The 13,200-nt window shown below is 46.6% G+C and carries 17 protein-coding genes; 1 reads left to right on the top strand and 16 read right to left on the bottom strand.

Going from position 1 to position 13,200, the window contains the following annotated elements; translation table 11 throughout:
* Nucleotides 1–318 carry a nucleotide pyrophosphohydrolase gene (locus tag ERX55_RS00690; protein ID WP_133450663.1) on the bottom strand — a complete coding sequence of 106 codons (318 nt, stop codon included), beginning with the start codon at nt 316–318 and terminating at the stop codon, nt 1–3.
* Nucleotides 319–380: 62 nt separating this feature from the next.
* Here ERX55_RS00690 and ERX55_RS00695 point away from each other — a divergent pair, with 62 nt between their 5' ends.
* Complete coding sequence (locus ERX55_RS00695; protein ID WP_208001491.1) at nt 381–1,259, top strand: YitT family protein; 879 nt, start codon at nt 381–383, stop codon at nt 1,257–1,259.
* Between the two features lie 36 nt (nt 1,260–1,295).
* Here the strand turns inward: ERX55_RS00695 and ERX55_RS00700 are convergent, their stop codons facing one another.
* The 15 genes from ERX55_RS00700 to ERX55_RS00770 all read right to left on the bottom strand — a co-directional run bounded on the left by ERX55_RS00700 (nt 1,296) and on the right by ERX55_RS00770 (nt 13,105).
* The gene (locus tag ERX55_RS00700; RefSeq protein WP_133450664.1) at nt 1,296–1,991 is read right to left on the bottom strand and encodes a zinc metallopeptidase; all 696 of its coding nucleotides are present in this window, start codon (nt 1,989–1,991) and stop codon (nt 1,296–1,298) included.
* A 51-nt stretch (nt 1,992–2,042) separates the two neighbouring features.
* A complete protein-coding gene (locus tag ERX55_RS00705; protein WP_208001492.1) occupies nt 2,043–2,624 on the bottom strand; it encodes a DUF1405 domain-containing protein in 582 nt (193 codons plus the stop codon).
* A gap of 49 nt (nt 2,625–2,673) precedes the next feature.
* On the bottom strand, nt 2,674–3,462 hold the full coding sequence (locus ERX55_RS00710; RefSeq protein WP_133450666.1) for a menaquinol-cytochrome c reductase cytochrome b/c subunit: 789 nt from the start codon (nt 3,460–3,462) through the stop codon (nt 2,674–2,676).
* 27 nt (nt 3,463–3,489) lie between these two features.
* Nucleotides 3,490–4,164: a menaquinol-cytochrome c reductase cytochrome b subunit gene (gene qcrB / locus ERX55_RS00715; protein ID WP_133450667.1), complete on the bottom strand. Its 675-nt coding sequence runs from the start codon at nt 4,162–4,164 to the stop codon at nt 3,490–3,492.
* A gap of 12 nt (nt 4,165–4,176) precedes the next feature.
* Complete coding sequence (locus ERX55_RS00720) at nt 4,177–4,680, bottom strand: Rieske (2Fe-2S) protein (RefSeq protein ID WP_133450668.1); 504 nt, start codon at nt 4,678–4,680, stop codon at nt 4,177–4,179.
* A gap of 116 nt (nt 4,681–4,796) precedes the next feature.
* A complete protein-coding gene (locus ERX55_RS00725; protein ID WP_133450669.1) occupies nt 4,797–5,225 on the bottom strand; it encodes a DUF2487 family protein in 429 nt (142 codons plus the stop codon).
* A 1-nt stretch (nt 5,226) separates the two neighbouring features.
* Complete coding sequence (locus ERX55_RS00730) at nt 5,227–5,724, bottom strand: YpiB family protein (protein ID WP_133450670.1); 498 nt, start codon at nt 5,722–5,724, stop codon at nt 5,227–5,229.
* Nucleotides 5,714–6,925, bottom strand: coding sequence for a tetratricopeptide repeat protein (locus ERX55_RS00735; RefSeq protein ID WP_133450671.1), 1,212 nt, complete (start codon nt 6,923–6,925; stop codon nt 5,714–5,716). Before ERX55_RS00735 ends, ERX55_RS00730 begins: the two co-directional genes overlap by 11 nt.
* A complete protein-coding gene (gene aroA, locus ERX55_RS00740) occupies nt 6,922–8,205 on the bottom strand; it encodes a 3-phosphoshikimate 1-carboxyvinyltransferase (RefSeq protein WP_133450672.1) in 1,284 nt (427 codons plus the stop codon). The genes ERX55_RS00735 and aroA overlap by 4 nt, the downstream gene beginning before the upstream one ends.
* Complete coding sequence (locus ERX55_RS00745; protein ID WP_133450673.1) at nt 8,195–9,214, bottom strand: 3-dehydroquinate synthase; 1,020 nt, start codon at nt 9,212–9,214, stop codon at nt 8,195–8,197. Before ERX55_RS00745 ends, aroA begins: the two co-directional genes overlap by 11 nt.
* Nucleotides 9,214–10,377 carry a chorismate synthase gene (aroC, locus tag ERX55_RS00750; RefSeq protein WP_133451051.1) on the bottom strand — a complete coding sequence of 388 codons (1,164 nt, stop codon included), beginning with the start codon at nt 10,375–10,377 and terminating at the stop codon, nt 9,214–9,216. Before aroC ends, ERX55_RS00745 begins: the two co-directional genes overlap by 1 nt.
* Nucleotides 10,378–10,450: 73 nt before the next feature.
* Nucleotides 10,451–10,897 (bottom strand): nucleoside-diphosphate kinase, encoded by a 447-nt coding sequence (gene ndk, locus ERX55_RS00755; RefSeq protein ID WP_133450674.1) that lies wholly within the window; start codon nt 10,895–10,897, stop codon nt 10,451–10,453.
* Between the two features lie 72 nt (nt 10,898–10,969).
* Nucleotides 10,970–11,905: a hexaprenyl-diphosphate synthase large subunit gene (hexs-b, locus tag ERX55_RS00760; protein ID WP_133450675.1), complete on the bottom strand. Its 936-nt coding sequence runs from the start codon at nt 11,903–11,905 to the stop codon at nt 10,970–10,972.
* A gap of 12 nt (nt 11,906–11,917) precedes the next feature.
* Nucleotides 11,918–12,628 carry a demethylmenaquinone methyltransferase gene (locus ERX55_RS00765; protein ID WP_133451052.1) on the bottom strand — a complete coding sequence of 237 codons (711 nt, stop codon included), beginning with the start codon at nt 12,626–12,628 and terminating at the stop codon, nt 11,918–11,920.
* Nucleotides 12,629–12,655: 27 nt separating this feature from the next.
* On the bottom strand, nt 12,656–13,105 hold the full coding sequence (locus ERX55_RS00770) for a hypothetical protein (protein ID WP_133450676.1): 450 nt from the start codon (nt 13,103–13,105) through the stop codon (nt 12,656–12,658).
* Nucleotides 13,106–13,200: the final 95 nt, after the last annotated feature.

Consider the following 13,200-nt stretch of genomic DNA (forward strand, 5'->3'; position numbering starts at 1 on the left):
TCACTTCCTTTCGAAACGATTGAAATCCCGTGCTTCATATTTCTCCATCGTCGCAGCAAAGCTTGCTGTCAGATCAATGCCCATGGAATTAGCCAGACAGATCAGCACAAATAAATTGTCAGCCAGTTCAAGCCCGATTTCTTTCTGCTGCTCACTTAACTTTTTCTGCTTCGGCCCGTAGACATGATTGATTTCACGCGCCAGTTCACCGACTTCTTCAGTGAGACGGACCATATTTTCCATCGGCGTGAAATAGCCGGCTTTAAAGCCGCTGATGTAATCATCCACTTGCTGCTGCATCTCTTTTAATGTTTTCATGGTACCTCCTATTGCGTCCTGACTTTCTTTCATTATATGATGGATAAAAGGGGTGTAACAATTTGAATATAAAATTAAAAGTGATGAATATCATCTTGATATTGATCGGTAGTATTATCTTCAGTTTTGGAATTATCAACTTTAATATGGCCTATCATCTGACAGAAGGCGGCTTCACCGGCATTGCTCTCATATTATATCATTTATTCGGGATCAGCCCTGCTCTAATGAATCTGATTTTCAACATTCCGCTCTTTATCATCGGTTACAGGTTTCTCGGAAGAACCTCTTTTCTGTATACGCTGATCGGCTCGCTTAGCTCCAGTTTCTTTCTCTATCTCTTTGAGAGATTCCCGTTCAATTTTTCGCTGGCAGAACAGGATCTGTTTCTGGTCGCATTGCTCGGCGGTGTCCTTATCGGTCTCGGTCTCGGTATCATCCTGAGAGCGGGGGGAACGACAGGCGGTGTAGATATCATCGCCCGGGTGATGAAGAAGGAGTTCAACTGGCCGATGGGACAGGTGATATTTATCTTTGACTGCATGGTGCTCATCATCACCTATCTTGCACTAGGTGATATCAGAATCACGCTCTACACTTTAATCTGCGTCGGTGTCGGCGGCAAGATTATCGATATCGTCCAGGATGCCGGCTATACAGCCCGGGGCGCCCTCATTATCTCCGAAGAATTCAATCAGATCGGAGACGCCATCAACACCGTGCTGGAACGCGGCGTGACGCGAATCTCTGCACATGGCCAGTATTCGAATATAGAGCGGCCAATGCTGTACTGCGTCGTGCCTAAAAATGAAATCTCCAGACTGCGGCAGCTGATTCATGCCATCGATCCTCATGCCTTTATCTCCATGCTTGAAGTGCATGAAGTGCATGGTGAAGGATTTACGCTCGATGAAAACAAGCAGCTGATCCAGAACCACTAAAAAAAGTTCTATCCATACAGGATAGAACTTTTTTATTTAGTCATTGCTTCTTGCCAGCATGAACATTCTCAGGAATTCTGCGACTGCGATTGCTGTAGCAGCGACGTAAGTCATCGCAGCAGCTGACAGCACAGACTTCGCATGACGATATTCCTGTGTGTCCACCATCTGCAGTTTCTCTATCTGATTCATTGCACGGTGAGAAGCATCGAATTCGACCGGCAGTGTGACGATAGAAAAGAGGACAGCGAAGAACATGAAGAAGACCCCAGCCCAGATGGCTAAAGTACCGAGACTGCTGCCAGATGATGAAATGCCTGTCAGGACAGCACCTATCATGATCAGCAGATAGCTGAATGATGTCCCTAAGTTTGCAAGCGGCAGCAGACTGGAACGCACTTTCAGGAAGTTATATCCTGTTGCGTGCTGAATAGCATGTCCGACTTCGTGAGCCGCAATAGCTGTTGCTGCCACGCTCGGCTGACGGAAGTTAGAAGGACTTAATACCACCCGTTTTGTCCGTGGATCGTAATGGTCTGACAGAAAGCCTTGTCCTTCCAGTACTTCCACATCATGAATACCATTCGCCGCGAGAATTTCTTCTGCGACCTGTTTTCCTGATTTCCCTGAAGTCGATCTGACTTTAGAATATTTGTTGTATGTCGATTTGACCTTATGCTGAAAATACATAGGAATCAACATGATAATCACGAAATAAATAATATAGCTCATTGATTTCCTCCTCGATAATGTGCTTACCTCTATTTTATTGTGAAGGTCAGACTAAGTCAAATAATTCATGCCCACAAATTTGCGCCACAACATGACAACCGGTATGACCGTCAGCCAGAATGCAAAATAGCCGATATGTCTGATATACGCGTCCAGCATGCTGTAGACTGGATACTGCATATAGACATAATCGATGACATCGTTATGAAAGACCCAGATAAGCGTCGCTAAAATATGCCATTTCTTTATTCTGAAGAAAGGTAAAAATAATAAAGCTTCAACTGCCATGATGCCATGCGAAATACATAACATGATGCCCGTAGCCGTCACTTCTCCTAGTTCGATGAAGGCGAAAATATTCATGGCCACTGCCCAGACCCCGTACTTGATCAGTGTGACGAATGCCAGTGCCTCAAAAAGTCCGGCATGTTTCTTCAGGACGATGAAAAGCAGGGCGATACACAGAAAAAGACTCGCGGTCGGACTGTCCGGAACGAAAGGCATGAAGTACCAGCGTGTGTGCGCCAGCTGCCCTAAATACCAGTAATAGCCATATGCCGTGCCTAACAGGTTACAGACGATAAGAAAGAGAAGAAAATAGCGGTTTGTCAACCAGAAGTAAAGCTGCTGCATTGAAATCCTCCTATAAAAAAAGAGTCATCTCAAAGATGACTCTTAACTGTTATTTCTTTAATGGTTTGCCGTTTTCATCAGTCAGTTCAAGGTTAGCTACATATTCAGCTACCTGCTTGATCTGATCTTTTGATAATGTATCTTTGAATGCTGGCATTTTACCGGCACCATTTGTAACGAATGCTTCAACCGCTGCAGGCTGCAGATTAGCTTCTACTAAGTTTGGACCTGCGCCCCCTGTCAGCTCACCACCGTGACAACTTGTACAGTTAGACTTGATGATGTCAGTATACGCAGGATCTTTTTTATCTAAGTTAGAGAAGGTGATTTTACCTTGCGCTTCTTGTTTCTCCCAGTCATGGTAATGACTAGATTCCCAAGTCGTATAGAATAAAATAGCGACCGTCAGTAACATCATACCTGAAGCTACCGGACGTTTATACCATAAGCGGTGACGGCTCGTATCTAACCACGGCGCAAGCAGCAGTGCTGCAAATGCGATACCTGGTAAGACAATAGCACCGAACGTATTGAATGGACCAGAAGCATATGTGTATTTTAAGATCTGATATAAGAATAGGAAGTACCAGTCAGGCAGTGGTGTATATCCTGTATCAGAAGGATCCGCTACACGTTCAAGCGGAGCTGGATGCGCAACCGTCAAGCATAAGAATGCGATAAGGAAAACCGCGCCTGTCATCCATTCTTTAAGTAGGAAATCGGGCCAGAAGCTCTCTGTTTTACCCGGAAATTCTGAATAATCTCTGTTTAATTTGGCTTTCTCGTACTTTTTGATACGGGAATCACCGACAAATGTCATCCCTTTACCGCGATGCATCTCTCATTACCTCCTTTTATATTCGGTTTATAATGGACCAGAAATACCTTGTTTACGAATCATGATGAAGTGAGCCGCTAATAACGCGAATAAACATGCAGGTAAGAAGAACACGTGAATCGCGAAGAAACGTGTTAACGTCTGTGCACCGACAATCTGTGCGTCACCGGCAAGCAACGTCTTCACCCATCCTCCGATGAATGGGACAGATTCTGCAATCTGAAGACCTACTTTAGTACCGAATAAAGCTTTCATATCCCATGGTAATAAGTAACCAGTGAAACTTAATGCAACCATAATAATAAAGATTAATACGCCGACAACCCAGTTTAATTCACGAGGCTGTTTGTATGAACCGGTAAAGAATACACGCAGCGTATGCAGGAACATCATGACGACTACGATACTTGCGCCCCAGTGGTGCATACCACGGACGATCACACCAGCTGCCACATCATGCTGCAGGTAATAGACAGATTTCCATGCATTGACGATATCCGGTACATAATACATCGTTAAGAACATACCTGATAATACTTGAATTACTGTGATGAAAAATGTTAATCCACCGAAGCAGTAGACGAATGCAGAAAAGTGATAAGCAGGGTTGACATGCTCAGGCACCTCATGATCCGCAATATCTCGCCAGATGGGTGTTACATCAAGTCGATCATCGACCCAGTCATAGATTTTCTCGATCATTTAATTACCCTCCTATTTCGCTAACTCATTCGGATGCTTTTTACCGATAGTCAGCATTCCGCCTTTTTCGCCTGTTTCGTACTGATCAAGTGGTGCAAGTGGTGGTGTACCCGGGATATTCTTCCCGTTCTTCTCGTAACGACCATTATGGCAAGGACAGAAGAATTGATTCGGGTTTGCATCATCACCATTCCAGTTGACCGTACAACCTAAGTGTTTGCAAGTCGGTGAAAGTGCTACAATGTTTTCGCCGTCTTTATAAACCCAAGCGAATTCAGTGACTTCACTTGTATACCATGCATCCTTCTGCTCGAACTTGAAGTCAACTTTTGTTGGCACTTGTGTGATTTCAGAAGTTTTCATACTTGTTGTAATCATATTTCCAGCCGCTCCACTCTTGAAGACTGGATCCAGCGCAAACCGACCTAATGGTAAAGCGATACCAGCAGCCATAAATGATCCAACTCCCATCAGGGAATAGTTTAAAAATTGGCGTCTTGTGACACGTTGGCTCATTTAGTTTTCCCCCCTCTAATGCTTTGTTAATTCAAAAATATACTAGGACATATCAATTTTAGCCTAATACATTAGGATGGTCAATAAAATGTCGGAAATATGTCATGAAAAATTAATTACTTATTCCACATCGAAATAATCGTTCTCATCAGGCTTTTGACTTGTGGTTCCAGCATTTCTTCGCGCATATCCGCATCCATGGAAGCAAGCGGAAAGACGTTCACTTTGAAGAGTGTCTCAGCGGTTTCAAAATGAGAACTGGCCGGCGTCACAAACAAAATATTTTTCATGCCATAGCGCTTTAATTGCTCACCTATCACCGTCGCAAGCGTATAATCCTCCTGCACCTGCACAGGCGGCACAAGAAGGACTCTGCCCTTAAACTGATTTTCAACCGCTAAGGTCATCATCTGAATGACTTCGTAGCGATCAACAATATTCAGCAGCTGACTTCTATAGTCGACATCGATGACAGGAATCATCGCTGTATCGATATATTCGAGCTGATGCTTGATCTCTTTCAGGTCGTGATGATTGAATAACATATTAACTCTCCTTCAGTTTCTTGAGTAGTTTGCTGTAGTATTGGAAGCCTGCTCTTTCATTCATGATCAGCGCCAAATCAATGCGTGTTTCAACTATTGCCATCATCTGCGTTTTCATCCTCGCAGAGAGAGCCAGCTGGTCAGGCAGCTGCTGTTTGTCCATCTGTTCAAGCAGCCACTCATATTCGTACATCTGATTGATTTTGTCATCTCTGAAGGTGATATAGAGATAAAACGGTTCCTCAATAGCATTGAGCAGATTGAATATGACATCTGCTTCCGTCAGGATCATATTCTGATGACTGAAGAGCAGCTGAAAACTTGCTGTCAGCGTGATACCGTCCAGACCATCCACAGGCGCACTGAACCGGCAATACTTCATGACCGGATGGTCCTTCAGATAGTTGAGTACCCAGACGGTCTCTTTGTTTTTAATATGGTACTTAAACAGGATATATTTGAGCAGTCCACGACGTTCTTCTATTAAATCAGTGACCATAAGGCTCAAAATTCGGATCCAGTTTGATCAGCTTCTGCTCCACTCTGTCAGCCGGCTGACCGATTTCAAGGAGATAACTGTAATAATCATTCAAATAATCGATATTGTCCTGCAGATCCGGATAGACATCTTCGAAGAAATGCTTGGCTTCCTTATCTCTTTCCAGCTGCTGATAACTGTAAGCGAGGGTCCATTTGACGACTGGATCCATCTCTTCTTCATCAATCATTGAGAAGAGCTGAATCATCTCTTCGAATTTGCCTTCTTCCTTATAATAATCTGCCAGCAGTAAGGATGCTTCTGTATAGGAAGGGTCAATGGTCAGAGCCTGAATCAAGAGCTGCTCCCCTTCTGTATCCTTCAGCCTCAGCATAATACGTGCAGTATCCACCATCAGCTCTTTAAAGAACTCATTGATTAGGAGACCTTTTTTGCCGACTAAAACGGCTTCATCATAACGGCGCTCTGCTTCAAGTAAGTTGACAAGCACTAAGTAAGCCTGCATATAATCTGGATCTTTGTCGATTAAGGTCGTCAGTTCCTGGATGGCATCCTGCAGGTGATCGTTCTTCTCAAGTGCTAATGCTTTCTTGAAGAAATCATCGCTTGTCATCTCTTCTTCATCCAGTGACTGATAGTAGGCTTCCGCTTCTTCATAATTACCTGCCTGAAGCATACAGTCCGCCAGCCGGCTCGTCAGATTGATCCGGTTAATATGCTGTTCGCCAGCTGATAGCAGCTGTTCATAACGTCGTGCTGCCTGCAAATATTCACCATCAAAGTAAAGCAGTTCCCCGAGCGCAAATGACACGATTAAATCATCCGGCGCCAGTTCTTCTGCCTGTTGCAGCTTCTGTAAGGCCACTTCAAGCATATCCTGCTGCTGATAGAGGTCCGCTTCAAGCAGCAGACGTTCTGTCGTCAGGGGTGACCGGTGCAGAACAGTGAGCGCTTTATCCAGCTCATTTTCATCCACCAATCCTTCGATATAGTAGACGAGCAGTTCCTGTTCATCCGGATACAGCAGATAAAGCTGTTCAAACACTTTAAGGCCCTGTGGCACCAGCCCATACTGGTAAAGTGTTTCTCCGAGTATAAAGAGTGCATCGTGGTCATCAGAACCAAGGGCACGGTTGACATTGTCATCCAGATTGTCGATATGCTGCAGATGAATCTGATCGATCAGTTCATATATATTCATTCTTTCACTCCTAATTGCTTGAATTGTTCCATAAACCCGGGGAACGAGACATTGATACTATCTAAGCCCGCTATTTCAGTTTCGCCGGTTATCAGGGTGGCAACTGCCAGCATCATGCCGATGCGATGATCGCCGTGACTATCCACACCCGTCTTCATCTGTCTTCTGCCCGGTCTGATCTCCATACCGTCCGCTGTTGCCGTCAGGTTGAAGCCCAGTTTATTGAGTTCGTTGACCACTGTGTCAATCCGGTTCGTCTCTTTGACCTTTAATTCCTCTGCGTCGCGAATGATGCTGATGCCACCCGCCTGGGTCATCAGGAGCGCAATGACCGGAATCTCATCTATCAAGCGTGCAATCAGTGCACCGTCCAGGGTCACAGGTTTCAGGTCCGGTGTATAGCGCACTTCAATCGTCGCCACGGGTTCGCTCTCTGCTGTCTGATTGATGACCTTGATGTCACCGCCCATCATTCTGATGACTTCGATGATGCCGTCCCGTGTCTTGTTGATGCCCACTCCCTGTATTGTGACTGCACTATGCGGCGTGATGAGGGCGGCCACCATGAGAAAGGCAGCTGATGAAATATCACCGGGTACCTTGAAATCACATGGTCTGATGCGCTCGATACCTCGCGCCGGCAGTGTGATTGTCTCTCCGGTTTCAAGTGCCACGCCGTACAGGGGCAGCATGGTCTCGGTATGATTTCTTGAGGCGGTCTTCTCAGTGATAGTGACCTCTGTCTCAGCATGCAGCCCTGCCAAGAGAATAGCTGACTTGACTTGAGCACTGGCGACCGGCATCACATAGTGAATGCCTTCAAGTGCAGCGGGTTCAATGATCAGCGGCGTTCTCGTATTGTCATGACTGCCTGAAATATGCGCGTTCATCTCTTTAAGAGGGTCAATGACTCGTTTCATCGGCCGGCGCCCGATGGAGGCATCGCCCGACAGCACGGTGCGGAAGGGCAGACCAGAGAGCAGGCCTGCCAGTAGTCGCGTCGTCGTGCCTGAATTGCCGGTATAAAGGACCTGTGAAGGTTCAGTAAATTGAGCGAAGCCAGGTGAGTCGACCGTCAAAGTGGTGCCTGTTCTGTCAAACGTCACCCCCAGCTGTCTGAATATATCTACCGTGCGCATGCAATCTTCTCCGAGCAGTGCCCCTTCAATCGTCGAGCGTCCCGCTGCCAGGGAACTGAATATTACCGCGCGGTGTGTCATCGATTTATCACCGGGCACTTGTGTCTGACCTGTAAGAGGTCCTGTCAAATTAATCCGCATCGAATTCTCCTAACTTATTGAAGGCATGCAGCAGCCGCTCTTTCGAGACAGCTTGTATGCGCTGATCCATCAGCACAAACTGAATGCTGCCATCCTGATTTTTTTTATCCTTCAGCATCAACTGATAATAGGTATCAAACGGCTGATAGTCAATCGGTGCCAGACCCAGTTCTCTGAACCACGCTGCTAGCGGTCTCATATCCCTGTCTGACAGGATGCCTGTCAGCAATAGACCGTGCATCACTGCCTGGCCATGCGGAATATGATGCGTGAATTCTACTGCATGACCGAATGTATGACCCAAGTTCAATACTTTTCTCAGGCCCGCTTCATGTTCATCTGCCTCAACTATCTTCAGTTTCTGGGCCATGCCTTTTATCAGCCAGTGATCAAGAGCATCCAAGCGGGCCAACTTATTCTTATCGCTATAATCCTGCTGCAGAGCTTCGAGTGCCGCATATGAATCGAGCATGGCGTGCTTCACTATTTCACCGAAGCCGCTCAGTTTCTCCGCATAAGATAGTGTCGTCAGAAAATCAAGGTCGTAGATAACAGCTTTCGGCCGCTTGAATGCACCGATCAAGTTCTTACCGCTCTCGGCATTGATGCCCACTTTACCGCCTATAGCCGAGTCGTGAGCCAGAATAGTCGTCGGCACCTGGATAAAATCAATACCTCTTAAAAGGGTTGCCGCAATAAATCCTGCAAAATCTCCGACACTGCCGCCGCCGATCGCCACTATAACAGACTTTCTGGTCACACCTCTGTCGATGATCTGATTGATCAGTGTACTGTAAGCCGCGAGTGTCTTCAGCGATTCGCCTGCTGCTACTTGAAAGACGGTGGCTGTGGCGGTGATAGCTGTCAGACGTTCCTCATGCAAGGCATGAACCTTCTCATCGATAATGACGATGACCTGGTCATAGGAAGAGGTATCCAGTTTCCTGAGCGCCCCGTGTTCGACATAAACTGTATAATTGTCATCTTTATAGTGTGTGGAGAATTCCATCAGAATTGTCTCACTCTTTCTCTATGGGCATTGATCTGTTCCCTTAATTGTTCCATATAATTAGACTGGAATTCTTCCAGGACGGCCTTTGCTATCTCAAATGCGACAGCATGTTCACAGACAATAGAAGCAGCAGGTACAGCACAGCTGTCCGAGCGTTCTATGCTGGCGAGATAGCTTTCCTTCGTCTCAATATCAACTGACTGAAGCGGTTTATAAAGAGTCGGAATCGGTTTCATCACAGCATTGACGACGATAGGCATTCCATTGGTCATGCCGCCTTCCAAGCCGCCCAGATGATTGGACAATCTTGAATACCCCTCTTCATCATGCGCAATAGGGTCCTGGACCTCACTGCCCGGCATATCCGCCATCTTAAATCCGTCTCCAAATGACACACCTTTAAATGCGTTGATACTGATGACACTCTGCGCAATGCGGCCGTCCAGTTTGCGGTCATAATGAACATAGCTGCCAAGACCCGGCGGCACATTCATAACCGTCACTTCCACTTCACCGCCGAGAGAATCACCCGCTTTCTTAGCGGCATCTATCCGGTCACGCATAGCCTGGGCAAGAGACTCATCCACCACCCTGACATCGTTGGCATGATTCTTCGCCTTGATCTCTGCCGGTGAATAGACCCCCTCATCTCTGACACCGCCGATTGCTTTCACACGGCTGAAAATCTCTACATCCAGCTGCTGCAGCAAAATTTTACAGACCGCACCGACTGCTACACGTGCAGCGGTTTCTCTCGCACTTGAGCGCTCCAGGACATTCCGCAGATCCCGGTGGTTATATTTCATGCCACCGACGAGATCCGCATGGCCAGGTCTCGGCTTCGTGATGACACGTCTCATTTCATCATGGGCACTTTGGTCAATCGGTTCAACACCCATAATATTAAGCCAGTGCTTATGATCGTCATTCCTGACAATCAAGGTGACCGGACTGCCCAGTGTATAGCCATGTCTGACACCGGAAGTGATTTCAACCGTATCCTTCTCGATCTGCATCCGTCGGCCACGACCGTAACCACCCTGGCGCTTATAGAGCTCAAGAGAGATGGCGTCACCCGTCAGCTCAAGGCCTGCCGGCAGTCCTTCTATAATCACTGTGAGCTGTGGTCCATGAGACTCACCTGCTGTCAAAAATCGCAACATAATCTTCCTCCTGTAAATAATTCTATTTTAGCATAAAAAAAGCCGTGTCATCACTGACACGACTCTAAAATTAGTAAACCCAGGCTGCATTCACTAATGAATAATCGATGATTTCATCTTCTTTGAACCACAGCGCAATCTCTTTCTCTGCAGAAGCGACTGAATCTGAACCATGGATGATATTTTTGCCGACTGTCATGCCGTAGTCACCACGGATTGTGCCAGGCGCTGATTCTGCCGGATTCGTCTTACCGACCAGCGTACGGCCGATTTCAACTACATTTTCCCCTTCAAGCACCATCGCAAAGACAGGCCCTGAAGTGATGAAGTCAACAAGTTCGCCGAAGAATGGACGCTCGCTATGTTCACCATAATGCGTCTTCGCTAAGTCTTCTGACACCGTCATCAACTTGGCACCGACGATTTTAAGGCCTTTGTTTTCAATACGGCTGACAATCGGACCGATTAAGTTACGACCGACGCCGTCTGGTTTGATCATTAAAAAAGTTCTTTCCATTAAAAATACCCACCCTCTGATGTTTTATAAAACCATAGATAGTGTACCATTGAAAACGATTTCTTTCAATTATCAAAATATTCTTTTTGTCATTTTAACCAGTAGTTTCTCCATCTGTCTGCGGTCATCAGTATCCGGCAGCTTGAGCAGATGATAGGCTGCTTTTTCAGCATATTTACGGCTGATAGCAGCAGCAGGCTCTATGCCCCTGGTGTTGACGTGCTCAATCAGTTGATTGAAATAATCATCCGGCTGGTCAGGCGACAGCAGACTCAGCATCTTTCTGACGTCAGCGTCTGAAGCGGCATACATCAAAGGCAAGGTCACATGGCCGTTGCGGATATCACTGCCGACGGGTTTGCCGAGCACCGCTTCAGAGCTGGTATAGTCAAGAATATCATCAATGATCTGATAGCTCATACCCATGAAGTGGCCGAATCTGGCTAAATGGAAGACCGTCTTGGCATCGCTGCCCGTACTCATCGCGCCCAATTTGCAGCTCGCTTCAATGAGCACAGCCGTCTTACGGTTGATGCGTCTCAAGTAATCCGTCAGGCTGACTGCGGCGTCATAGCGGTCAGACAGCTGATCAAATTCCCCGTAACATACCTCAAGAATGATATCAGAGAAATAGTGGTGAAAGTCAGGATTGTCTATATCGGAGATGAGCTGAAGTGCAGAAGCCAGCAGATAATGACCGGTCCGGACAGCAGTCTGACCATCCCAGACTTCATGAATCGCATCCTTCCCCCGTCTCTTTGAACTGTTATCAATATAGTCATCGTGAACCAGACTCGCCATGTGGACGATTTCAAGCGCTGCAGCTGTCTTGATCAGTTCAGTCTCACGCTCCTGGCCGAAACCGCCTGACAGCAGGACAAAATAAGGACGTATCCTCTTGCCGCCTGATGACAGGATATGCGCACTTGCCGCATTGATGGTTGATTCATCCCGGCTGATGATGTCATTGATGATTGCTTCAACCTCTTTAATTTGCCCCTTTAACATATAAGCTCATCCTTATTGTGGTTTATAGGCGAGATGCATGGCACTCACGCCTCCTGTGAAACCTTTAAATTCCACTTTCTCAAATCCTGCCGCTGCAAACAGCTTGGCCAGTGCATAACGATCCGGGAAATTGAAGGCTGACTGCTGGAGCCAGCTGTATTCCTTCATGGACTTCGCAAAGACTTTGCCGAACTGCGGCATCACATATTTGAAATACGCCTCGTAACCTTGTTTGAAACCTGGCAGTGTCGGCTGACTGGTTTCCAGACAGACCACCATGCCGCCCGGTTTTAAGACGCGGTACATCTCCTCGATCGCCTTGGAGTAGTCAGGCACATTGCGCAGGCCGAAACCGATCGTCACGTAATCAAACGTATTGTCCTCAAACGGGAGATCCATTGCATTGCCGAGGACAAGGTCAACATTGCGGTAACCTGCCGTCTTCTGCTTGCCGACTTCAAGCATATTCGCACTGAAATCAAGGCCTGTCACACGGCCCGATTGACCGACTGCCTGAGCGAGCTGGATTGTCCAGTCAGCTGTGCCGCAGCAGACATCGAGCGCTCGAGCCCCCCGGCGGACCTGCATACGCTGCATCACTTTTTTTCTCCAGCGTCTGTGCTGATTAAAGCTGATGATATCATTGAGACGGTCATAACGTGTTGATATATTTTCAAAGACACCATGGACAAGTTCTGTTTTCTCCTCCGGTGTACGCGGCATTTCATTGTTAGTCATAGAGCACCTACTTTATTTAGTATAGAGTTCAGAGTGTCTGATCATCTGCTGGACAGCTGGATCATCCATGGAAATAAAAGGCAGCACAAACGCCGCTTCTATCTCCGGTATCAGTGATTCATCCTGTGATGTATGAAAAGCCGACATCAGCAGGTTATAGCGTTTCACACATTCCGTCAAATTGCTGAAGACAGTCTGATCAAAATCCTCTGCATTATAATGGTAAAACTGTGCACTCAGCAGATCGGCTGCAAGCAGAGTATGCGCCTTGTTGTCATCGTCCACATTTCCGCCGAGCCGCATGGCAGAATCAATAGCCAGTATACTCTTCTTGATATTGTCTGCGATGGAAAGTCGGGTCAGAATACCGACAAGATCAGCATTCACTGCCGGACAGCGATAGAGAGGAAAGCGACTTTCCAGTTTTAAGTTGTCCTCTTTGTACTGTGTATAAAAATCCATCCTGCAGCCTCCCAAACGTTATACTCCATTATAACTTAAAACAGACGCTAATAAAGAAAAAAACTCAATAAAAAAAAGCCCTGCAGCAGGGCTTT

It is taken from the genome of Macrococcus bovicus (assembly GCF_004359575.1).
GTDB lineage: Bacteria > Bacillota > Bacilli > Staphylococcales > Staphylococcaceae > Macrococcus > Macrococcus bovicus.